This window comes from Ochrobactrum sp. P6BSIII, from assembly GCF_014138065.1.
Taxonomy (GTDB): Bacteria; Pseudomonadota; Alphaproteobacteria; order Rhizobiales; family Rhizobiaceae; genus Brucella.
Genome location: NZ_JACGXB010000014.1, coordinates 68588 through 88953 on the forward strand (window position 1 = coordinate 68588; position 20366 = coordinate 88953).

Below are 20366 nucleotides of genomic sequence, written 5' to 3' on the forward strand. Positions count from 1 at the left end.
TCCCGAAAAGTTGCAGACTTTTCGGATAAGACTTGCGTAAAAGGAGCATACATGAGCACCGGAAGCGAAAAACCACGCCATTTGCAGGCCATCACAGCCGAAATATCGCGCCCCTTCGCGCCTCTATTGGAAATCGAATGCTGATAGCCCCGCCACCATCTCGTCCAGTCCTAACGGGCGGGTCAAAGGCGGCTCGGCGCGGGTGACGCAGCCTTGCCGCTCGCACAGACGACAAGCCGGACCAATCTCTGTATTGCCCGCCTTTGCGATAGCAGCGCCGTAAACGGTCTCTTCCCCCGCCTCCAGCGCGCAGCCAAGCAGGATAGCGGTGCGGCGCGGGCGCTCGTTGAATGCGCCTTGCGGCCCTTCCAAAGTGCGCGCGACGGTGAGAAATGCGGTGCCATCCGGCAGTTCCGTTGGTTCGACCAGCACCTGACCCGCCTGCGCGAAAGCCGCATAGACCGGCAGTTTCGGGCACTGCCCGCCAAAGCGTGTCGGAAAACCCTCGGCGCCTGCTACGCGCAACCGGTTACCGGCATGGTCGATTTCCATCACAAAGAACGGCAGAGCGCTCGCCCCCTGCCGCTGCAAGGTGGTGAGACGGCTCGCCGCCTGCTGGAACGACACCCCGAACCGCGAGCGCAATGCATCGACATCATAGCGCATCCGCACCGCGGCATCACGAAACTGGCGATAGGGCATCATCAGCGCCTGAGCAGCATAGCGCGCCAGCTCGAACCGGGCGATGCGCTTTGCTTCACCGGACGACAGCTTCAGCCCTTCCGTTTCCGCGCCGATCACCACCTGCATACGGATGAGCGCCGCTTCCATGGCGATCTCCTGCAACTGATCAAAAGGCGACAGACGCTCCGAAATAAACAGGCGCTGTGAATGGCGATCATAGCGCCTGCGCCAGTTGGGCATGGTCGCGACCGGCAATGTGCGCACCGTGATACCATGCTCGCGCCGCAGCCATTCCTTCAAGGCTGCCGACAGATCGCCATCCGGTTTCAGCAGCGCGAAAAAGCTCTCTGCTTCTTCTTCGATACGCGGATAGTGATTGGGACGTCGCGCCATCACATCGCGCACTTCATCCAGCGGCAGGCGTGTGGCGGAAAGCTGCGCCGCACTCCCCTCATGCGACAGCAATTGCGACAGATCGGACAGGCGTTGCTGCTGCTCGCGATAGGCCCGGTAGAGCTTCATGATTCCGACGGCGGCGTTGGGGGCCGCCTCGCCGATTTCGACCAGTTCCTGATCACCCGGCAACTCGCCAGTCAGAAGCGGATCGGAAAATACTTCCTTCAATCCGGTGATCGTAGCACCACTTTCGGCCTGCAAACTATCAAGGTCGAGCTTGTAAACACTGGCGAGCCGCAACAACAGCTGCACCGTCAAGGGCCGCTGGTTGCGCTCGATCAGATTGAGATAGGACGGCGAAATGCCAAGCGCCTCGGCCATGGCCGTCTGCGTCAGGGACCGCTCGTTGCGAATGCGCCTGATGCGCGGCCCGGCAAAAATCTTGCGTTCGCTCAACTCTGTCCTCCCAAACCCGCGATGATGAATTTTACAATTCATGACAAAATAACTGCAAAGTCAGACTTTGACAATCTTTACAAATTTACAGAGTGCCTTCGTCAAATATCCGACAGCTTAACTTCAATTTTAATGCGCTTTTGCTGCTTTTTCTGGCTCATCATCCAATGCGAATGTAAATTCAGTCACAGAAAGAGCAGCGACTAACCGCTCTTCGAGAACCAGTGAAAAGTGTGAGGAGACACCGAGATGACAGATTTTTACAGCCTTATTCCTTCGGCGCCCAAGGGTCGTTTCGACGGTATCGAACGTGCGCATACGGCCGAAGATGTAAAAAGGCTGCGCGGTTCGGTGGAGATCAAGTATTCGCTGGCTGAAATGGGCGCAAACCGCCTCTGGAAGCTGATCCATGAGGAAGATTTCGTCAACGCGTTGGGCGCGCTTTCCGGCAATCAGGCCATGCAGATGGTTCGCGCCGGACTGAAGGCGATCTACCTCTCCGGCTGGCAGGTTGCAGCGGATGCCAATACGGCATCGGCCATGTATCCGGATCAGTCGCTTTATCCGGCTAATGCGGCTCCGGAACTGGCCAAGCGCATCAACAAGACCTTGCAGCGCGCCGATCAGATCGAAACCGCCGAAGGCAAGGGACTTTCGGTCGACACCTGGTTTGCCCCGATCGTTGCCGATGCTGAAGCAGGCTTCGGTGGACCGCTGAACGCTTTCGAGATCATGAAAGCCTTTATCGAGGCCGGTGCGGCAGGCGTGCATTATGAAGACCAGCTCGCTTCGGAGAAGAAGTGCGGCCATCTTGGCGGCAAGGTTCTGATCCCGACAGCAGCGCATATCCGCAACCTCAACGCGGCGCGCCTTGCGGCAGACGTGATGGGAACGGCCACACTGGTCATCGCCCGCACGGATGCGGAAGCTGCCAAGCTTCTGACCTCGGATATCGACGAGCGCGATCAGCCCTTCGTTGATTACGATGCAGGCCGCACGGCGGAAGGCTTCTATCAGGTGAAGAACGGCATCGAGCCATGCATTGCCCGTGCGATTGCCTATGCGCCTTATTGCGATCTGATCTGGATGGAAACATCCAAGCCCGATCTCGAACAGGCTCGCCGCTTCGCGGAAGCCGTGCACAAGGCGCATCCGGGCAAGAAGCTCGCCTATAACTGCTCGCCGTCGTTCAACTGGAAGAAGAACCTCGACGACGCCACGATTGCCAAGTTCCAGCGCGAGCTAGGCGCGATGGGCTACAAGTTCCAGTTCATCACGCTGGCCGGTTTCCACCAGCTCAACTTCGGCATGTTCGAACTGGCACGCGGCTACAAGGACCGGCAGATGGCAGCCTATTCCGAACTGCAACAGGCGGAATTTGCAGCCGAAGCCAACGGCTACACCGCGACGAAGCACCAGCGCGAAGTCGGCACCGGCTATTTCGATGCCGTATCGCTCGCAATCACCGGCGGCCAGTCTTCGACCACCGCCATGAAGGAATCGACTGAAACAGCACAGTTCAGACCGGCTGCCGAGTAGCAGTCAGTAATCAAACAGGAGGAACAGTTCCATGAATTCGCCAGCACGCGTCAAGGAAAGAGCAGAAGAACAATCGTCAAGCATGTCCACGGATCAGCAGACCGTTATCCGTATGCTCGCCAACGATCTGCATCGCCTCAACTACACCGTCATGAAGGCGGTCGAGGCAGGCGTTTCGGTGGAACTGGTCCGCTCCGCCCGTCATCATGGTGGAGACGGCAACTGGGGTGATCTTCTGATCCCCGTTATCGTCACCCACGACAAATGATGACGATCCTGACAATTGCCGTCGCCACCATGTTCTTTCATCTTGCCGGTGGCGACGGCAGAAAACCCATCCCGGTCATTGCTTTCCAAAAGCCTTGACCGACCAGGTCACCCAACGCCTTCCTCGTCTTCACTCCGTCCCCCGGCTGCCCCTTCAGCCGGGGATTTTTTTGCACAAAACACCCATTTCAGAAATCGTCGTATTTTCCAGAATTGTAATAATTGTGAATATAAATTTAATACAGAATTGTATATCGAAGTACGCTTTAATTCATGCTTTCAATATAAATGTAAAAAATATCAAACGGAGAAAACAATGAAGAATAATATTCTATTTATTTATATTATATCAAGCGCGATTATTACAATTCCCAACCATTCAATGGCGAAAGAAGTCGCTACAACAGCATATCAAGATCAGGCGACGCGAGGCATCGTCGATGACATCGAGTGCATTTACAAAAAGGGCTTCTTCGACCCCGAGTGCTGGAAATCATAAGCCTCAACGACCGGAAAAGCCCCTTGGATGGGGCTTTTCTGTTTCAGCAGTTTGTGGAGCATCCAAACACAACGAACAAAACACAAGGATAGCCATATGAACGCCCTCCTCGCATTTCTTGCAATAGTGCTCATACCCTTGGCATTCGGCTCAAAGTATTCTGTTGTCCAGGACGTCAATGCTGCCACCATCAAGGACCGACAGTCATCGGCCCCACACACCATCGATTTGAAACTTCCAATCTGCATCATTGATCGGGAACTATGCGCTCCACGCATTTTGCCGTGATGCCGAAACAAGGCTGAACCCAATCAGTCATTCGCCCTCCCGACATGTACAAGCCTCCGACTGCGGGCGGCGCTTGTTTTTTCCCGCGACGGCCTCCCGCAGATGTTCTTCACTGGATTCACTGCTTGTGCTGCACGATGCTGAAATCCGCGCCAAACCGGCTTGCGATTGCCAGCGTATTTTTCTGGAAAGACACGTCAATTTTAATAGATTCTAATGAATATAAAATATCTTACAAAAAAATAATTCGATATTGGGCTATATAAATCGAATATTATCGTGCTTATCTGTAAATGCATCGATGCATATTTACTTTGAAAATTAATATTAGGATTTATATTATGAAGAAGTATTTAGTATATACCACGCTTGCACTGGCTACCATGGCTGCTTCTGCTGGTCAGTCTTATGCAAATCCCGTTCATGATGTTCAAAGCCAGCTATCTGCGAACGGCCCGGCCGATGGCTTTATTTGCATTGTAACGCCAGTCTTCAAGTGGTGCCCATTTAAGTAAGAACTCAAAGATGGAAGCTTGGGCATCAACCCAAGCTTCTCACAACAGCAGATAATCGACAGGCTGCGGGAGGTCCGGCAGATTGGCCTCCCCCAGGGCTTCCCGCAGGTTGATTTCAATCGTATCGGCAATTGCCTCTATCGGCAGATCGTTTGGCAAAACACCGAAAGGCTCTTCCAGTTCATCGCCCAGCGCATCAAGGCCGAAGAATGTATAGGCCACCAGCGTCGTCGCAAAAGGCGTGCCCCAGCCCAGCATGTCGGCAAAGCCGAACGGGATGAAAAAGCAGAACAGATAAGCCGTGCGGTGCAAAAGCAGCGTATAGCCGAAGGGCACAGGGGTGAACCGCAACCGCTCGCATGCCGCCTGTATCTCCGCCAGCGCACTGACGGAATTGTCGAGCGTCTGGAAATCGATCGGCTGGATATCGCCTTTCGCCCGCAGACCGGCCAGCACGCCGCCAAGCTTGCGCAGGATGAAATCGGGTCCGTTGCGGCTTGCGGCCATGGCGGCATGTTCATCCGTTGACAGCCACTTATCTCGCTTTGCGGTGCTATTGCCCGGACGAAGATGGACAACCATCGCCTGAGAAAAACCTATGGCGTAATGCAGCAACCGGGCGCGTGCACCTTCTGCACCTGGCACGACATCCAGAAACATCGTCTGGCGCGCGAGATTGCGTGTCGTATAGACCAGCTTGCCCCAGATTTTGCGCGCTTCCCACCAGCGGTCGTAGCAGGCATTGTTGCGAAAGCCGAGAAAGATCGACAGCGCAATGCCCAGCAAGGCGAAGGGCGTGCCATTGTTGAATGCGGGCACCCAACCCGGAAAGACATGATGCCCCGCTACCACAACCATCGACAGCAGAAACACTGCGCATATCTGCGGCAGTATGCGCACCACAATGGAGCCTTTGACGATGAAGAAGAGCTGCCACAAGGGCGGGCGCGGGCGAACAATCATAATATTTCAGTCCGGAAGCAAAGCGAGCCGCAAATAAAGCGGGAATAAACAGGCTATACACCCTTCTGTCAGCCAATAGCGAGCAGGAAGACCATCACGATCCTGTATTTTCTGCCGGTAGAATGCTGCACCGATCCCGATCATCTTGTGCGTTCAACACAGCCATGATCGCGCAGGATAAAATGTCGGTTCAGTCTTTCATTGATAGTGTCGCCCTAAAGACCGGCATCGACCCTGCGGTCGCCGAACGCGTTGCAGGGATCATGTTTTCCGTCGTTCAACACGAAAGACCGGATCTTGGCGCCCGCCTGTTCGACAAAATTCCGGGCGCGGAAGAACTGGCCAACGCCAATGACGTCATGGCCAGAAACGCCGAGGGCGGACTGTTGAGCTGGGTTGCCAATGCGGCCAACAGTCTTGCGGGTGAAAGAATCGGCGCCTTGTTGAAAGGCCTCGCGGCGCTGAAGGCGAGCGGCCTGACAATGGAGCAGATCAAGCAGGTCAGTTTGCAGGCGCTCAGTCACGTTCGGGAACTGGACAACCTGCTCGCAGACGAGCTTAAGGCGCATTCTCGCAATTTGAAGGCACGGTTCGGCCTTTGAAAGCGGGGCTTCGTCGCCCAGATAGCGACAGTTTTCCGATAACCAAAAAAGCCTGCTGGCCCCATTTGTCAACCACAGCCGACGCAGCTATCATGCACATATCGAAATCATTTTCTGGTGATGGATGTCTGCTGATACGACGGAAAAAAAGGTTACGCGTGCGCCGCGTCGCCGTACGCCTGCCTATGTCAAATCCCTGCGCGGGGTGAAAAACTGGAAGCAGGCAACCGAATGGCTAGCCTGGCGGGATATCGAAGACATCGAATGCATCACCCCCGATCAAGCGGGGGTTGCGCGCGGCAAGATGATGCCGTCCAAGAAATTCACGTCCAACACATCGCTGGCGCTGCCATCGGCAGTCTTCATGACGACGATTTCCGGCGATTATCCGGAAGACGGCTACGGCTTCCATTATCCGGAAGACGATGGCGATCTGAGACTATTGCCCGACCTTTCCACCCTGTCGGCTGTTCCTTGGGAAAGCGATCCTACGGCGCAGGTGATCTGCGATCTGGTCTATCAGGACGGACGCGCCGTTGAATTCACGCCGCGCAATGTGCTGCGCAATGTCGTTGCGGCTTACAACAAGCGCGGCCTCAAGCCGGTGGTGGCACCGGAAATTGAATTCTATCTGGTGCGCAAGAACCCCGACCCGGATTATCCGCTGACCCCGCCGGTTGGCCGTTCGGGCCGCGCCATCGGCGGCGGACAGGGTTATTCGATTGCGGGCGTCAACGAGTTCGATGAACTCATCGATGATATCTACCATTTCTCCGAAGGTCAGGGTCTGGAGATCGACACGCTGATCCACGAAGAAGGCGCCGGTCAGCTGGAAATCAACCTGCGCCATGGCGACCCTGTCGAACTTGCCGATCAGGTTTTCCTGTTCAAGCGCACGATCCGCGAGGCCGCGCTCAAACATGACATGTATGCCACCTTCATGGCCAAGCCCATTCAGGGCCAGCCGGGTTCCGCAATGCATATCCACCAGTCGATCATCGACAAGAAGACGGGCCGCAACATCTTCACCAATGAGGATGGCAGCGAGAGCGAGGCTTTCCGCCACTTCATCGGCGGCATGCAGCGCCATGTGCCGAATGCTCTGGTGATGTTTGCGCCCTATGTGAATTCCTATCGTCGCCTGACGCCGGATGCCTCCGCGCCGGTCAACGTCAAATGGGGCTACGACAACCGCACCACCGCCTTCCGCGTGCCGCGCTCCGACCCCAATGCGCGCCGCGTGGAAAACCGCATCCCCTCCTCCGACGCCAATCCCTATCTGGCGCTGGCGGCTTCGCTTGCCTGTGGTCTGATTGGCCTCGTCAACAAGATCGAGGCGGAACAGCCCGCAACGACAAGCGTCAACACCAAGGAAGTGGAACTGCCGCGCGGTCTCATCGACGCCGTGGAATTGTTCGAAAGGGACGACGAACTGCGCAATCTGATCGGCAGTTCCTTCGTCACGACCTATGCCGCCATCAAGCGCGCCGAGTTCGAAACCTTCATGGAAGTCATTAGCCCATGGGAACGCGAGTTCCTGTTGCTCAATGTGTAGGTTAGGGGAGTAGGGCAGTAGGGCAGTAGGGCAGTAGGGCAGTAGGGCAGTAGGGCAGTAGGGAACGATAAACGGGGGATCATGGCAGTCAATTCATACCGTGATCTCCTCGTGTGGCAGCAAGCGATGGAATTGGTGACTTCGATTTACGAATTGACCAATGGTTGGCCCAAAGAAGAAATTTATGGACTGACAAGTCAGGCGCGCCGGGCCGCTGTCTCTGTACCTGCCAATATTGCTGAAGGCTTTGGCCGCGAAAATCGCGGCTCCTACCAGCAGTTTCTGCGCATAGCTCAAGGTTCCCTGAAAGAATTGGAAACACATCTGCTTATCGCCGAGCGGTTAGGTTACATCCAGAAAGAGGCAATAGATCCGATGATGGCTGCGAGTGAAAGTGTCGGCAAACTTCTACGCTTTTTGATCAGAAAGCTCTCCGACTAGAAAAACATACTGCCCTACTGCCCTACTGCCTTATTGCCTTACTGCCCTATTCCGCCCCGGAGACAACGATGCCCTACCAGTCCCCAATCTCCCCCGGCCTTTCGTGGTACGAAGCGAGTGTGCCGGAGCGGCCTGAATATCCAGAACTTGACGGTTCGCGGCAGGCCGATGTCGTGATCATCGGCGGCGGCTATACGGGACTTTCCGCTGCCTACCATCTGGCGAAACAGGGCGCAGACGTGGTTCTGATCGAAGCCGAGCGTTTCGGCGATGGCGCATCGGGGCGCAATGGCGGCCAGTTCGGCACCGGCCAGCGCACATGGGCGGAAGACCTCGAAGCCGAATATGGCTATGAACGCGCCAAGGCCCTGTTCGATGTTGCCGAAGAGGCGAAAGCCTATCTGCTGGCCTTCGCGAGCGAGCACCAGATCGACATGGACTATGTGCCCGGGCAAATCTCCGTCGTGCACAAGCCGCGCTATCTCAAGCAATATGAGCGCCACGCGGAACTGATGCAGAGCCGCTTCAACTATCCGCATGTACGTTTCATCGGCCGCGATGAAACGGCGGCCTTGCTGGGGTCCAGCCGCTATCACGGCGGCGTCTACGATGCCGGAACCGGCCACATACACCCGCTGAAGCTGCTCATCGGCACCGCCAAGGCGGCAAAGACGACTGGCGCGAAGCTCTATGAGAATACCAAGGCAACCGGGATCACCACGGCCAGCGGGCGCGTGGAAGTCGCGACGACACGCGGCACTATTGTTGCGAAAAACGCCTTCATCGCCGTCAATGCTTATGGTGGCACGCTGGAGCCGATCAGCGCATCGCATGTCATGCCGATCCGCTCTTTTATCGGTGCGACGGTGCCGCTCGGCAACGACAGCCCGGTCATACCGGGCGGCGAGTCGATCGACGATTCCCGCTTTGTGGTTCGCTATTTCCGCCGTTCGAAAGATGGCCGACTACTGTTTGGCGGTCGCGAAGCCTATACGGCAGACAATCCGCGTGAGATCAGCACGCATATCCGCCGTCAGATCGCAGAAATCTATCCCGCGCTTGGCAATGTCGAAATTACCCATGCCTGGGGCGGTTCGGTCGGCATAACCATGCCGCGCCAGCCTTTTGTCCGCGAAGTGATGCCGGGCGTCATTTCGGCAGGCGGCTATTCCGGCCATGGCGTGATGCTGGCGAATTTCATGGGCAAGCTTTATGCGGACAGCATTTCCGGCAAGCGCGAGAAGCTCAAACTGTTTGAAGAACTGCGCATTCCCGCCTTCCCCGGCGGCCGCACATTCCGCGCACCGCTCCTCTTCCTCGCGCTGTCATGGTACGCGCTGATGGATCGCGTATAAAATAGAGGCGAGGCGCCAATAGGCGCCTCGCCTTTCTTCGACCTGCATTCTTGCAGGCCGCTCCCCTAAGAGCACATCCCGAAAAGTGTGAAACACGCTCTCACACTACAATTGCAAATTCGTCAGGCCGTGGCGAAACGAGTGATTTTCGAGCACCGGAGCGGAGCGTACTTTTAGGTACGTGAGCACCGGCGCGCAGGAAGTTGCTCGTTGCAGCCCGGTATGGCGAAGAATGCAACTGTAGTGCTAAGCAGCGCGCTCCCCGGCCCTCAAAGCCAGACGCTGATAGGTTTCTTCCACGACATCACGCATCGGCAACATGCCGCTGAGACACAACAATGCGCGCATATGTTCGCGTCCGCCCTCATAGCCCATGATCGGCGCGAAGGGCTGCATCACGATGTTTGGCTCGTCTGCATAGAGCTGCTGATACTCGGCAAAATTCATGAAGCTCTTATAGCTGTCGCCACGCAGCAGATAGGTTTCAACCGCGGCCCCTTCGGCAAATATCGCTTCATGGCTTTCGAGCAGAATATTGTAGTAATCGATGGATTGATCCATCGCCACGCGGGTAATGGAACGTCCGTTGACGAGATCCTTGGCGCGGATCAAAACGCCGTCGATGAAAAGCGCATGATTGGGCGAAAGATAGAGATCGCGACGCGGTGTCATGCGATCCAGCGCATGGCTGGCGATGCGGATCGGCATCACGTCTTCGCCCCATTCCGCGCCGCCCTTTCTGTAGCGTTGCCAGCCGACCCATTTGACCGGCACGACCTTGCAATCAGCGGTCACGACAAGGTCGCCAACGGCGAGGTTTTCCACGGCGACCGGTCCGCTCATGGTTTCAACCAGCGTCCCTTGCAGCAGGCAGTTGGTGCCGCCGCCATCACCGCCACTGCCTCCATCCTCCCACCATTTGGTTCCCAAGGCGCGGGCTGGCGTTGTGAAAGATGACGCCAGAGCGCCAATCGTGGCAGCCCTTGCGGCGGCTGCTCCCGCCACGCCCAAAAAATGGCGTCGCGCTCGGTTGCGCGGTGAATGCCTGTTTTGTTGTTCTGTCGACATAAATCCCTCCGCTCCATCTGTCTGTTACGACGCATCGCCCGCATAAAGCGCCGCGCGCTTTTGCCGGAAATACGGTTGAACATCGGCCTGAAAACCAGTGCGGAGTTTTGCAAAGCACGATGCACAGATTGAAAACCCGAAACGACGCTTGCCATTGCGTGGAAATTCGTCGTTTCGATCGCTTTGCCCCAAGACTACGGTTCTGATCTTAGCTGATCATTCTCCGCTGAATATTCCGGCAAAACGGACGAAATCCTCGGTAAACAGGCGTAGAGCCTACCTCCAAAGGGGGAGATTTTCGGCGTTTTCTCGTGTGCCACAAAACTTCGCGAACTGATCGAGATTAAGCGCCGCCGCTTGCAGCCTCCGATTCTGCCGCTTGTCGCGATGCTAAAAATAGTATACCCCCCTATTTTATAAGGAGGCGGCGATATGAGCACGCATCATCCGCACAGCGATCATGTTCATTCACATGAGCACCCTCATTCGCATTCGCACGGGCGCCAGCTCGAAGCGCGGCACGAGCATGTGTTTCTGGGCGAGAACCACCAGCGCAATGAACGACGCACCTGGATCGTGATCGCCATTACCGCCACGATGATGGTGATCGAGATCATTGCCGGGAACCTTTACGGGTCGATGGCGCTGGTTGCCGATGGCTGGCACATGTCCACTCATGCGGCGGCGATGCTCATTGCAGCGCTGGCCTATCTCTATGCCCGCAAGCATGCCAACAATCCGCGTTTCACCTTCGGCACCGGCAAGCTCGGCGATCTGGCGGGCTTTGCCAGCGCAATTGTTCTGGCCCTGATCGCACTGCTCATCGGCTGGGAAAGTTTCCAACGCTTCAGTGCTCCGGTGAGCATCAATTTCCATGAAGCCATTCTGGTCGCCTGCGTTGGCCTCGCGGTCAATCTCGTCTGCGCATGGTTGTTGAAGGACGACCACGCGCATCACCACCACGGACATGAGCACGCGCATGACCATGAAAAGGGTCACGACCAGAACCTGCGCGCCGCTTATGTCCACGTGCTGGCCGACGCGCTGACCTCGGTACTGGCAATTGCCGCACTTCTTCTCGGCAGCCTTTACGGCTGGCTATGGCTCGACCCGGCCATGGGCATTGTCGGTGCATTGGTGATTGCACGCTGGTCCTGGGGTCTCGTTCGCGATGCGGGCGCAACGCTTCTCGATTATATTCCTGAAGGCGAGGATCTGCCCGAAGAGATCAGTGAAATCATTGCGAAGGAAGGCGGCGAAATTGCCGACCTGCATGTCTGGCAGCTTGGGCCGGGACATCACGGCGCCATCGTGTCGATTGTCACGGCAACTCCGAAGGCGCCGTCCTATTACCGCAAGAAGCTTGCAGCGATCCACGATTTGTCGCATGTGACGGTGGAGGTGGAAGCCCGCCCCGCCTGACCGATCGACCATTCAGGAGCAGCCATGACCCATACCATCCGCGAAAAGCAGAAGCTTATCAACCGCGTGCGCCGCATTCGCGGGCAGCTTGAGGGTGTGGAGCGGATGCTTGAAGAGGAAAAGGGCTGTTCCGAAGTCATGCAAGTAATTGCCGGCGTGCGCGGCGCTGTGAACGGGCTGATGGCAGAGGTGATCGAGGATCATATTCTGATGCATGTCGCCGATGGCGACCTGCCACAGAAAGAGCGCGACGAAGGCGCCGGCGAACTTGTGGATGTGGTTCGCGCCTATCTGAAATAATGTGAGACTGTCGCTCATATTTGATTGAACTGTGCTATCAGACCGATAATCCTTCGACAGATTCGGATTTTCTGCATGGCGACCGGTTCAGCTTCCACCGACAAGAAAACCGCAATTCCCTCAACCGTGTGGATTTTGGGTTTCGTCAGCCTGTTGATGGATATTTCGTCGGAAATGGTACAGACACTGCTGCCGCTTTATCTGGTGGCGGGATTGGGCGCATCCGCGATGATGGTCGGCTTTATCGAAGGCCTGTCGGTCGCCATCGCCACGATCACCAAGCTTTTCTCCGGCGTCATATCCGACTGGACCGGCCGCCGAAAACCCCTCGCAGTGGCGGGCTATGGGCTCGCGGCCCTCTCCAAGCTGATCTTTCCGCTTGCCACGACTGCGGGCGGCATCGTCACCGCCAAAGCCATTGACCGTGTCGGCAAGGGCATACGCGGCACACCGCGCGACGCTCTGATTGCCGACGTTACGCCGCCGGAAATTCGCGGCGCGGCCTTCGGCTTGCGGAAATCGCTTGATACGGTTGGCGGCTTTGTCGGTCCGCTTGTCGCTATCGGCTTGATGCTCGCGACAGGCGGCAACATCGTCACGATCTTCTGGATTGCCGCCATCCCGGCCTTCATCGCGGTCGCGCTTCTGATCGTCGGCATTCGCGAACCGGAAACACCGCCTGCGCGTTCAAAAGGCTTTCCCCGCTTTGCCGATACAGGGAAACTCAATGCCGCCGTGTGGATCGTCATTGCTGTCGCGTCGATCCTGACGCTTGCCCGTTTTAGCGAAGCGTTTCTGCTGCTCAAAGCGCAGGAAGCCGGTTTTGCCGCTGCATGGGTGCCAATCACCATGGTTGTCATGCATGCGGTTTATGGACTGACCGCCTATCCCGTCGGCAGCCTGTCGGACCGGATGGGCCGCAAGGGCCTGCTTGCCGCAAGCCTTGGCTTTCTTGTCGCCGCTGATCTGGTGATCGCCCTTTCGACGTCGATTTATCCCTTTCTGGCGGGCATTGTCCTGTGGGGACTGCATATGGGCTTTTCGCAAGGCATTCTCGCAACGCTTATCGCAGATACCGCGCCCGCCCATCTCAAGGGCACCGCCTTCGGCATATTCAACGTGATCACCGGCTTTGTGATGCTGACGGGAAATATCGGCGCGGGCTGGCTATGGGAGGCCCATGGCTCGTCTGCCACCTTTCTCGCCGGAGCGTTCCTCTCCGCGGTCGCGCTTTTAAGCCTGCTGCTGCTTCCTAAACCGCGCACCAGGAATGCCTGAAGCGGTCCTAGAGTGGCCCTAAAGTGGCATTGCCGAGGTCTGCTTGACGGCCTGGCTGGGCACATCCGTCTTGAGGTTCTGCACACCCTTGATGCGACTTAGATATTCCGACTGGAACCGCCTATATTCCTCAATATCTGCCGCGACCACGCGGATCATCGCGTCGTAATCGCCCAGCATGAAATAGCATTCGAGCACCTGCGGCAGCTTCAATATCTCGCGCGCAAATTCCTGAAGCGTCTCCTCGTCCTGCCTGTCCAGCCGAATGCGGGTGAAGAAAGTCAGCCCCTTGCCGATCTTGGCGGGATTGAGCACCGCGACATAGCGGTCGATCACGCCCGCTTCTTCCAGAAGCTTCACCCGCCTGAGACAGGGCGACGGCGACAGACCGACCTCGCGCGCCAAATCATTGTTGGCGATGCGTCCGTCGCGTTGCAGCACGCGCAGAATCCGCTTGTCGATCTCGTCCAGTTTCATTGGCCACCGATTTCAATTGTGCCCACACTATTGGCATTTCCTGCCAAATATTGCTGCAATTGGCCAATCTTTGCAACCCGATTGCTCAAGACATTGGCTATATTGCCGTTCGCTCTCAGGCAAAGATGCTCAAGCATTTCCAGCAAAAGTGCAAAGCGGTTTTGCGTCGGATAATGCGTGAAAAAATGGACAGAGCGGTTCAGTAAAAACGGGAACCGCTCTGGAGTAACAGACAAGGGGCAGCCGCGAGGCCCGCCAACGGGAATTTTATGGATATTTCGCAGGCCTATGTGCCTCAACAAAGCAAATCCGGGCGCCGATCTGAATTCTGGCGGGGTGCTGCCGCCGGACTGCCAGTTTTGCTTGGCATTATTCCCTATGCTCTGGTTCTGGGCGCACAGGCCGCACAGAAGGGTCTCAGCGTCGTTGAAGTACCCTTGATGACCGGCCTGAATTTCGCAGGCGGTTCGGAATTTGCAGCTATCCAGCTCTGGACCTCGCCGCCACATGTCCTGCTCATTGCTGCCATCACGCTTCTGGTCAACAGCCGCCATCTGCTGATGGGCGCGGCCCTTGCACCCTTCATCCGCCATCTGCCGAAGCGCAAGGCTTTCGCCAGCCTGTTTCTGATGTGCGATGAAAGCTGGGCGCTCGGCCTCGCCGATGCAAAGCGCCGTCAGGAGAAGGGCGTCAATCCGGCGCTGAGCCTCAAATTCTATGCGGGCGTCGCCATTCCGTTCTACATCGCGTGGGTGCTTTTCACCACGCTTGGTGCAGCCTTTGGCCCGATGATGGGCGATTTGCGGCCCTATGGTTTCGACATGGCGTTTCCGGCAGTGTTTCTGGTGCTGCTGGCCGGCATGTGGAAGGGCTTTGCCGCAGCGCGCCCCTGGCTGGTCAGCCTTGTCGTCGCCGCCGTTACCTATCTCACCATTCCCGGCGCATGGTATGTCGCCGCCGGTGCACTTTCCGGCCTCGTTGCCGCCTATCTTCTGGCAGGTGAAGAATGATCGATCCGTTAGCCGTTCTCACCATCGTTTTGATGGCCAGCGTCACCTATCTCACCCGCATCGGCGGCTATGTGCTGTTGCGCAATCGCACGCTCAGCAAACGCGCCACCGCCGTGATGGAAGCCGCGCCCGGTTGTGTGCTGATATCAGTCATCGCGCCGGATTTCGTCTCCGACAAACCCGCCGATCTTCTGGCGCTGGCAATCACCATTCTTGCCGCCACGCGCTTTTCCATGCTGCCGACCGTGATCATCGGCATCAGCGCTGCCGGTCTTTGCCGCTACCTGATCGGGTAGCGGCAACGCACTTCAATGCAGGTGCTGTAACTTGTCGGGATTGCGGACGACATAGATCGCCGCAATCTTTCCGTCTTCGATATCGAGCGCGGTGGTCTGGATCTGACCATCCGATTCAAGCGAGATAAAGCCCGGCAGACCATTGATAAAGGTGGTGCGCAAGAGCTTGGAACCATTGGCTCTGAAATAGCCGGCAAGCTTCTCGTGAATTTCCATGACATCGGTAAAACCGAAAATCGGCTTCGGGAAAGCCGGACGTTTTCCGCCGCCATCCGCATGCATGTGCACATCGGCGGCGAGCATGGTTCCCAGCGCGTTCATATCGCCGCTGCGTGAAGCCGTGAAGAAAGCCTGCGCCAGTTCAAGACCGCGTTGCTTGTCGACCTGAAATCGCGGGCGCTCTTCGCGGACATGTTTGCGCGCACGGGCAGCGAGCTGGCGGCAGGCCGCTGCATCGCGCTGGATTGTTTTCGAGATTTCATCGAAGTCGAGGCCGAATACGTCATGCAACAGGAAAGCCGCCCGTTCCAGCGGTGAAAGCCGCTCCAATGCCAGCATCAGCGGCAAGGTAACATCGTCGTCTTCCTCTTCCTCCTCGATCACCGGGTCTGGAATCCACGGGCCGAGATAGGTTTCGCGCTGCCTTTGGCCGGATTTAAGCCGGTCGAGACAAAGCCGCGTCACCGTGCGCCGCAGAAAGGCTTCCGGCTCGCGGACTTCGCTGCGATCGGCGTTCATCCAGCGGATGAACGCCTCCTGCACCATATCTTCCGCATCGGCGACAGAGCCGAGCATGCGATAGGCGACGCGGATCAGTTTCGGACGCAGCGGATCGAAAATCTCCGCTGCGTCGTCATGAGCCTGCTCACCCACCATCAGGCGACCGCCTCGGCGGCGGGCTTCTGGGCGGTGGCTTTTGCAGCCGCCGGATCGAACCAGAGGCCGAAGCCAACGGCCATGCGGTTCCAGCCATTGATAATGTTGATCATCAGCGTGAGATTCACCTGTTCCCCCTCCGTAAACTGCGCCTGTAAGGCCTTGCGCGCTTCGGCAAGATCATGACCCTGCGAGAGGCGAGTCAGCGCGTCCACCCAGCCAAGCGCAGCGCGCTCGCGTTCAGAATAGCATGGCGCTTCCTGCCAGGCCGAGAGCAAATAAATCCGCTGTTCGGTTTCACCCAGCGAACGGGCCTCAATCGTATGCATGTTGATGCAATTTGCGCAGGCATTGATCTGCGACGAGCGAATTTTGACCAGTTCGATCAGGCTTCCTTCCAGACTGGAAGCGACGGCCTGCGAGGTGGTCATCCAGGACTTCATCAGAGCAGGAGCAACATTGAATGGGTTCAGCGTAGCAGTCATGGTCTCGTTCCTTTCGGGTTTAATTTGGTGGTTCGAAAGACATGACGAGCGAGCAACACTGAATGTGACATGCAGGCAAAAAAATTTGCCGATGGCCGTTATTTTCCAAGTTCCCCCAATATCCATGCCCGAAAAGCCCGGATTTTCGGCACGTTACGGCGGGATTCCGGATAGACCAGCCAATAGGAACGGCCATCGTCGCAGAGGAGGTCGAAGGGCTGGATCAGCAGACCCGCCGCAACTTCCGCCGTATGAAAAGCTGGTGTGAGGATACCCATGCCAAGGCCTGCCGTGGCTGCACGCCCTTCCAGATGTTGTGCACCCAACCGGTTCTGCGTGTTACCCCGCACCTGCGGATCGCGAACGCCAGCGGCTTCGAACCACAGCCGCCACCACGGATCGCTCGCATCAATGGCGGGCAGGCGCAACAGGTCGGCGGGCTCGCGCACCCCGCCAATGCTCGCCGCAAGTTTCGGGCTCAGCATGGGAGTGAATTGCGCCTTGATCAGCTCATGACTGACCAATCCCGGCCAGTTGCCAGTGCCGGTGCGGACAGCCAGATCAACCTCGCTCTGGGTGAAATCGACCAGTCTGTCGTTGGAATCGAGCCGCACCGCCAGAAGCGGATGCTCCATCTGGAACGAGCCAAGGCGCTGAACCAGCCAGTTGGCCGCAAAAGTGGCCACGACGCTAATCGAGAGAACACCTTCCGTATCCTCCCGCAAGGTCGCGAAAGCCGTGCGCATCGTTTCAAAAGCTTCGGTGATGGACGGCGCCAGTCGCTCACCAAGCTCGGTCAGCTTCACCTGTCTCGGCATGCGCAGAAACAGGGGCGCACCGACGCGCTCCTCCAGCATCTTGATCTGATAGCTGACAGCGGCCTGCGTCATGCCAAGCTCTTCCGCAGCCTTGGTAAAACTTGCATGCCGGGATGCGGATTCAAAGACGCGAATGGCGGATAAAGGGGGAAGCGACGACACCATGATGCATAAGTTCTCCTTATGCATGGTAATCGACGTTCAATTGGAAAACAACAGCTTTTCTGGCCATATCTATAGGCAGAATTTAACTGAGCTGTCTCCCACGGCTCACAAAAGCAAAGCCGGAACCATGCAAAACATCAAGATCAATGCGCCAACCCTTGCAGGGGTCTGCACTGCGTCTGGCCCTTCCGATAAAGCCGCCACTGGCTGGTATCGCCTGTTCATGCGCCTGTTTCAGCGCAAACCAGCGCCCTATGTCGTCAGCGAACATTCGCCCGATTACCTGCTGCGCGACCTTGGCCTCATGGAAGGGCGTCAGTCACGCTTGCCGCGCGGCGGACACAGGCTACCTGACTGGCGCTAGAGCGGTTCCGGTTAAAACGGAATCGTGGAACCGCTCTATCCATTTGTTTTTACGCATTGTCCTACGCAAAACCGCTTCGCACTTTTGCTGGAAATGCTTTAGTTCACGCGCTGATAACCGCAAAGCCCCGCGCCTTCAGGCCGCGACGGTCTTCGTGCAAACTGCTGACGAGACGGTCGCGGCTGCCGCCCAGATGGGCGCTCAACAGCTTTGCCGCCTCGTCGGGATCGCCATTGCGCACCGCTTCAAGGATTGCGTGATGCTCGCGCCAGGCGCGGGCAAGTGCTGCTTCATCGCGCACTTCCAGCCAGCGCGCCCGCGACAGGCGCTGCATTGCATCGCGGACGCCACGGCTTAGAAACTCATTGCCTGATAGGCGCGCCAGTTCGATATGAAAATCCATGCCGACCCGATGCCATTCCTCCCGCGAGGTTTCGGCATCGCAACTGTCCAGCATGGCGCCAATCGGCTCGACGCCGCTGCGATCATTAAGCGCCGCAGTCAAACGGATCGCCGCCACTTCCAGCGCCTCACGATAGACGCCGATCTGTTCAATTTCGTTGAGATTGATCGGCGAAACGGTCCAGCCGCGCCCTTCGCGACAGACGAGACCTTCTGCTTCCAGCCGCAACAGTGCTGCGCGGATCGGCGTGCGGGAAGCGGCAAACTGCGCCTCCACCCAGCGCTCCGTCACGCGTTCGCCCGGCCCAAGCTCAAGCCCGAGTATCATGTCGCGAAGCTGCGTTTCCACTTCTTGCATCTGTGACATTGCCGACCGGTCTCCTTATTCATCACGCCGTGAATGCCTTGCTCCTGACGGGAGTTGACAAGGCGAAGCAACAGGCGCATGCATGTATTCCGTTTTGGTATCCCAAAATGGAATACAAGACAATCCCATTCCCGCATCGTCCATTCACACATCAAGATGCAATCGCAGGACATGACATGAGTACGACCCAAGCTGCCGCCAGGGACGCCGACGCTTTAGACGGCTCCGCTGGCCCTATGGCTGGCCCGAAACAGGCTGAGGAAAACCACGAGCGCTACTGGAAACAGAACCTGCTCATTTGCCTCCTCGGTTCGTTCACCACGCTGATCGCAATGTCGCTCCTGCTGCCTTTCCTGCCGCTTTATGTGGAGCAGCTTGGCGTGTCCGATCATGCGGCCATCGTGCAGTGGTCCGGTATCGCCTATGGCGCCACCTTTCTCGCCGCCGCCTTCGTCGCGCCGCTCTGGGGCAAGCTTGGTGACCGTTATGGCCGCAAGCTGATGCTGATCCGCGCCAGTCTCGGCATGGCCATCGCCATGTCGCTGATCGGCATGGTGACGAGCGTCTGGCAGCTGGTCGCGCTGCGCCTGTTCGTCGGCATTGCGGGCGGCTACTCCTCCGGCTCAATGATCCTCGTCGCGACACAGACCCCGAAAGACAAGACCGGCTGGGCGCTGGGCGCGCTTTCGGCGGGCATCATGGCAGGTAATCTGGCCGGGCCGCTGCTCGGCGGCGCATTGCCGCCATTGATCGGCATCCGCGCCACATTCTGGCTGGCGGGCGGCGTGATTTTCCTGACCTTCCTCGCCACGACTTTCCTGATCCGCGAAGAGCGCAAGCCGCCGAAACCGACCAAGGAGCAGAAGGCGGAATCCATCTGGGCTGCCATCCCCGACAGAAAGCCGGTTCTGGCCATGCTGGTGACGGGCATGCTGCTGCTGTTCGCCAATATGTCGATCGAGCCGATCATCACTGTCTATGTCATGCAGCTGATGGACGACCAGACCAAGGTCACGCTGATTTCCGGCGTTGTGATGGCTACGGCTGCACTGGGCAGCATCCTGTCCTCGTCGCGCCTCGGGCGTCTGGCCGACCGCGTCGGGCACAGATATGTCATCATCGGTGCGCTGGCGGTTTCCGCATTGTTGCTGATCCCGCAGGCTTTCGTTACGCAAGCCTGGCAACTGATCGGCCTGCGCTTCCTGATGGGGCTGGCGCTGGGCGGCCTCCTGCCCTGCATCACCAGCGTCATCCGGCACAATGTGCCCGACCGTGTCGCCGGCGGTATCCTCGGCTATTCGGTCTCGGCGCAATATGTCGGACAGGTCGCGGGCCCGGTGGCAGGCGGCTTTGTCGGCGGCCATTTCGGCATGCGGGCCGTGTTTCTCGGCACCTGCCTGATGATGGCATTCGGTGCGCTTTATAACTGGATAGTGCTGCGCCGCGCTTCACAGAACTGACGCAACCAAGGGATACTG

The 20366-nt window shown here is 57.5% G+C and carries 23 protein-coding genes; 14 read left to right on the forward strand and 9 right to left on the reverse strand.

Going from position 1 to position 20366, the window contains the following annotated elements; genetic code table 11:
- Positions 1-123: 123 nt before the first annotated feature.
- Positions 124-1536, reverse strand: a complete 1413-nt coding sequence (locus FHW00_RS18725) for a helix-turn-helix domain-containing protein (protein ID WP_113533365.1) — start codon at positions 1534-1536, stop codon at positions 124-126.
- 249 nt (positions 1537-1785) lie between these two features.
- Here FHW00_RS18725 and aceA point away from each other — a divergent pair, with 249 nt between their 5' ends.
- The 3 genes from aceA to FHW00_RS18740 all read left to right on the forward strand — a co-directional run bounded on the left by aceA (position 1786) and on the right by FHW00_RS18740 (position 3841).
- Complete coding sequence (gene aceA, locus FHW00_RS18730; protein WP_078339792.1) at positions 1786-3075, forward strand: isocitrate lyase; 1290 nt, start codon at positions 1786-1788, stop codon at positions 3073-3075.
- 31 nt (positions 3076-3106) lie between these two features.
- A complete protein-coding gene (locus FHW00_RS18735; protein WP_078339793.1) occupies positions 3107-3343 on the forward strand; it encodes an SMc00767 family acetate metabolism repressor in 237 nt (78 codons plus the stop codon).
- Positions 3344-3658: 315 nt separating this feature from the next.
- Positions 3659-3841 (forward strand): hypothetical protein, encoded by a 183-nt coding sequence (locus tag FHW00_RS18740; protein ID WP_078339794.1) that lies wholly within the window; start codon positions 3659-3661, stop codon positions 3839-3841.
- A gap of 842 nt (positions 3842-4683) precedes the next feature.
- Here FHW00_RS18740 and FHW00_RS18745 read toward each other — a convergent pair.
- On the reverse strand, positions 4684-5607 hold the full coding sequence (locus FHW00_RS18745; protein WP_078339796.1) for a bestrophin family protein: 924 nt from the start codon (positions 5605-5607) through the stop codon (positions 4684-4686).
- Between the two features lie 182 nt (positions 5608-5789).
- Between FHW00_RS18745 and FHW00_RS18750 the strand changes: the two genes are divergently transcribed.
- From FHW00_RS18750 to FHW00_RS18765, 4 genes are all read left to right on the forward strand, one after another.
- Positions 5790-6209, forward strand: a complete 420-nt coding sequence (locus tag FHW00_RS18750; protein WP_139364399.1) for a DUF2267 domain-containing protein — start codon at positions 5790-5792, stop codon at positions 6207-6209.
- A gap of 124 nt (positions 6210-6333) precedes the next feature.
- The gene (locus FHW00_RS18755) at positions 6334-7764 is read left to right on the forward strand and encodes a glutamine synthetase family protein (RefSeq protein WP_078339798.1); all 1431 of its coding nucleotides are present in this window, start codon (positions 6334-6336) and stop codon (positions 7762-7764) included.
- An 81-nt stretch (positions 7765-7845) separates the two neighbouring features.
- A complete protein-coding gene (locus FHW00_RS18760; protein WP_078339799.1) occupies positions 7846-8205 on the forward strand; it encodes a four helix bundle protein in 360 nt (119 codons plus the stop codon).
- 68 nt (positions 8206-8273) lie between these two features.
- A complete protein-coding gene (locus FHW00_RS18765; RefSeq protein ID WP_078339800.1) occupies positions 8274-9560 on the forward strand; it encodes an NAD(P)/FAD-dependent oxidoreductase in 1287 nt (428 codons plus the stop codon).
- A 246-nt stretch (positions 9561-9806) separates the two neighbouring features.
- Here the strand turns inward: FHW00_RS18765 and FHW00_RS18770 are convergent, their stop codons facing one another.
- Entirely contained in the window at positions 9807-10628 is an 822-nt protein-coding gene (locus FHW00_RS18770; RefSeq protein WP_078339801.1) for a Hint domain-containing protein, read from the reverse strand.
- A 432-nt stretch (positions 10629-11060) separates the two neighbouring features.
- Between FHW00_RS18770 and dmeF the strand changes: the two genes are divergently transcribed.
- From dmeF to FHW00_RS18785, 3 genes are all read left to right on the forward strand, one after another.
- A complete protein-coding gene (gene dmeF / locus FHW00_RS18775; RefSeq protein WP_078339802.1) occupies positions 11061-12050 on the forward strand; it encodes a CDF family Co(II)/Ni(II) efflux transporter DmeF in 990 nt (329 codons plus the stop codon).
- A gap of 24 nt (positions 12051-12074) precedes the next feature.
- The gene (locus FHW00_RS18780; RefSeq protein ID WP_078339803.1) at positions 12075-12350 is read left to right on the forward strand and encodes a metal/formaldehyde-sensitive transcriptional repressor; all 276 of its coding nucleotides are present in this window, start codon (positions 12075-12077) and stop codon (positions 12348-12350) included.
- 75 nt (positions 12351-12425) lie between these two features.
- On the forward strand, positions 12426-13628 hold the full coding sequence (locus FHW00_RS18785) for an MFS transporter (protein ID WP_078339804.1): 1203 nt from the start codon (positions 12426-12428) through the stop codon (positions 13626-13628).
- A gap of 18 nt (positions 13629-13646) precedes the next feature.
- Here FHW00_RS18785 and FHW00_RS18790 read toward each other — a convergent pair whose 3' ends face one another.
- Complete coding sequence (locus tag FHW00_RS18790; protein ID WP_078339805.1) at positions 13647-14105, reverse strand: Lrp/AsnC family transcriptional regulator; 459 nt, start codon at positions 14103-14105, stop codon at positions 13647-13649.
- Positions 14102-14341: a hypothetical protein gene (locus FHW00_RS18795; RefSeq protein ID WP_113533363.1), complete on the reverse strand. Its 240-nt coding sequence runs from the start codon at positions 14339-14341 to the stop codon at positions 14102-14104. Before FHW00_RS18795 ends, FHW00_RS18790 begins: the two co-directional genes overlap by 4 nt.
- A 33-nt stretch (positions 14342-14374) precedes the next feature.
- On the opposite strand from FHW00_RS18795, the gene FHW00_RS18800 reads away from it, so the two are divergent.
- Complete coding sequence (locus tag FHW00_RS18800) at positions 14375-15115, forward strand: AzlC family ABC transporter permease (protein ID WP_078339807.1); 741 nt, start codon at positions 14375-14377, stop codon at positions 15113-15115.
- Complete coding sequence (locus tag FHW00_RS18805; protein ID WP_078339808.1) at positions 15112-15411, forward strand: AzlD family protein; 300 nt, start codon at positions 15112-15114, stop codon at positions 15409-15411. Before FHW00_RS18800 ends, FHW00_RS18805 begins: the two co-directional genes overlap by 4 nt.
- A gap of 12 nt (positions 15412-15423) precedes the next feature.
- On the opposite strand, the gene FHW00_RS18810 is transcribed toward FHW00_RS18805, so the two are convergent.
- The 3 genes from FHW00_RS18810 to FHW00_RS18820 form a co-directional block, all read right to left on the reverse strand.
- A complete protein-coding gene (locus tag FHW00_RS18810; protein ID WP_078339809.1) occupies positions 15424-16287 on the reverse strand; it encodes a sigma-70 family RNA polymerase sigma factor in 864 nt (287 codons plus the stop codon).
- Positions 16287-16772 carry a carboxymuconolactone decarboxylase family protein gene (locus FHW00_RS18815; protein ID WP_078339810.1) on the reverse strand — a complete coding sequence of 162 codons (486 nt, stop codon included), beginning with the start codon at positions 16770-16772 and terminating at the stop codon, positions 16287-16289. The genes FHW00_RS18810 and FHW00_RS18815 overlap by 1 nt, the downstream gene beginning before the upstream one ends.
- 98 nt (positions 16773-16870) lie before the next feature.
- Entirely contained in the window at positions 16871-17755 is an 885-nt protein-coding gene (locus tag FHW00_RS18820; protein WP_078339811.1) for a LysR substrate-binding domain-containing protein, read from the reverse strand.
- Between the two features lie 127 nt (positions 17756-17882).
- Between FHW00_RS18820 and FHW00_RS18825 the strand changes: the two genes are divergently transcribed.
- Entirely contained in the window at positions 17883-18119 is a 237-nt protein-coding gene (locus tag FHW00_RS18825) for a hypothetical protein (protein WP_139364401.1), read from the forward strand.
- A 103-nt stretch (positions 18120-18222) separates the two neighbouring features.
- Here FHW00_RS18825 and FHW00_RS18830 read toward each other — a convergent pair whose 3' ends face one another.
- The gene (locus FHW00_RS18830; protein WP_078339813.1) at positions 18223-18888 is read right to left on the reverse strand and encodes a GntR family transcriptional regulator; all 666 of its coding nucleotides are present in this window, start codon (positions 18886-18888) and stop codon (positions 18223-18225) included.
- A gap of 176 nt (positions 18889-19064) precedes the next feature.
- On the opposite strand from FHW00_RS18830, the gene FHW00_RS18835 reads away from it, so the two are divergent.
- On the forward strand, positions 19065-20348 hold the full coding sequence (locus FHW00_RS18835; RefSeq protein ID WP_078339852.1) for a multidrug efflux MFS transporter: 1284 nt from the start codon (positions 19065-19067) through the stop codon (positions 20346-20348).
- Positions 20349-20366: the final 18 nt, after the last annotated feature.

Coding starts and splice junctions, on each gene's coding strand:
- FHW00_RS18825 (WP_139364401.1), top strand. CDS start 17,883: ATGCAAAACATCAAGATCAATGCGCCAACCCTTGCAGGGGTCTGCACT.
- FHW00_RS18735 (WP_078339793.1), top strand. CDS start 3,107: ATGAATTCGCCAGCACGCGTCAAGGAAAGAGCAGAAGAACAATCGTCA.
- aceA (WP_078339792.1), top strand. CDS start 1,786: ATGACAGATTTTTACAGCCTTATTCCTTCGGCGCCCAAGGGTCGTTTC.
- FHW00_RS18835 (WP_078339852.1), top strand. CDS start 19,065: ATGAGTACGACCCAAGCTGCCGCCAGGGACGCCGACGCTTTAGACGGC.
- FHW00_RS18830 (WP_078339813.1), bottom strand. CDS start 18,888: ATGTCACAGATGCAAGAAGTGGAAACGCAGCTTCGCGACATGATACTC.
- FHW00_RS18815 (WP_078339810.1), bottom strand. CDS start 16,772: ATGACTGCTACGCTGAACCCATTCAATGTTGCTCCTGCTCTGATGAAG.
- FHW00_RS18810 (WP_078339809.1), bottom strand. CDS start 16,287: ATGGTGGGTGAGCAGGCTCATGACGACGCAGCGGAGATTTTCGATCCG.
- FHW00_RS18770 (WP_078339801.1), bottom strand. CDS start 10,628: ATGTCGACAGAACAACAAAACAGGCATTCACCGCGCAACCGAGCGCGA.
- FHW00_RS18800 (WP_078339807.1), top strand. CDS start 14,375: ATGGATATTTCGCAGGCCTATGTGCCTCAACAAAGCAAATCCGGGCGC.
- FHW00_RS18750 (WP_139364399.1), top strand. CDS start 5,790: ATGTCGGTTCAGTCTTTCATTGATAGTGTCGCCCTAAAGACCGGCATC.
- FHW00_RS18745 (WP_078339796.1), bottom strand. CDS start 5,607: ATGATTGTTCGCCCGCGCCCGCCCTTGTGGCAGCTCTTCTTCATCGTC.
- FHW00_RS18740 (WP_078339794.1), top strand. CDS start 3,659: ATGAAGAATAATATTCTATTTATTTATATTATATCAAGCGCGATTATT.
- FHW00_RS18780 (WP_078339803.1), top strand. CDS start 12,075: ATGACCCATACCATCCGCGAAAAGCAGAAGCTTATCAACCGCGTGCGC.
- FHW00_RS18760 (WP_078339799.1), top strand. CDS start 7,846: ATGGCAGTCAATTCATACCGTGATCTCCTCGTGTGGCAGCAAGCGATG.
- dmeF (WP_078339802.1), top strand. CDS start 11,061: ATGAGCACGCATCATCCGCACAGCGATCATGTTCATTCACATGAGCAC.
- FHW00_RS18805 (WP_078339808.1), top strand. CDS start 15,112: ATGATCGATCCGTTAGCCGTTCTCACCATCGTTTTGATGGCCAGCGTC.
- FHW00_RS18765 (WP_078339800.1), top strand. CDS start 8,274: ATGCCCTACCAGTCCCCAATCTCCCCCGGCCTTTCGTGGTACGAAGCG.
- FHW00_RS18790 (WP_078339805.1), bottom strand. CDS start 14,105: ATGAAACTGGACGAGATCGACAAGCGGATTCTGCGCGTGCTGCAACGC.
- FHW00_RS18785 (WP_078339804.1), top strand. CDS start 12,426: ATGGCGACCGGTTCAGCTTCCACCGACAAGAAAACCGCAATTCCCTCA.
- FHW00_RS18820 (WP_078339811.1), bottom strand. CDS start 17,755: ATGGTGTCGTCGCTTCCCCCTTTATCCGCCATTCGCGTCTTTGAATCC.
- FHW00_RS18755 (WP_078339798.1), top strand. CDS start 6,334: ATGTCTGCTGATACGACGGAAAAAAAGGTTACGCGTGCGCCGCGTCGC.